Source organism: Faecalibacterium sp. DFI.5.82, from assembly GCF_029076575.1.
Taxonomy (GTDB): domain Bacteria; phylum Bacillota; class Clostridia; order Oscillospirales; family Ruminococcaceae; genus Faecalibacterium; species Faecalibacterium duncaniae.
This window is the reverse complement of sequence record NZ_JARFIS010000624.1, coordinates 1-305: the sequence shown is the minus strand read 5'-3', so window position 1 is coordinate 305 and position 305 is coordinate 1. Positions and strand designations below refer to the sequence as shown.

Annotated in this window: 1 protein-coding gene; it reads right to left on the bottom strand. The window is 66.9% G+C overall.

Translation table 11 applies throughout. From position 1 onward, the window contains the following. Positions 1-305: RsmG family class I SAM-dependent methyltransferase (locus P0G09_RS18155; protein ID WP_275253366.1), on the bottom strand; the 305-nt coding region annotated here is incomplete at both ends.

Sequence of the window (305 nt, the reverse complement as noted above, 5' to 3'; positions counted from 1 at the left end):
GGTAACAAAGGTCTGCCCGGCGGCCTGGATGCGGGCCACACAGCCGTTCCGGGTGCGGAGCACCTCCACCTCTGCCGGGCTGCAGCCAGCTCCTCCTCGCCGGAAGCGCCTTTCATGGCAAGGAAGCTGCCACCCACCTTGACCAGCGGTAAGCAGTACTCGGCCAGCATGGGCAGAGCCGCCACCGCACGGGCAGAGGCCAGATCAAACTGCTCCCGCCATGCTTTGCGGGCGGCTTCCTCGGCGCGCTCCTTGGTGTGACAGTGCCCTGCGCAACGTGGTGCGCATCTACCCCTACGATGTGG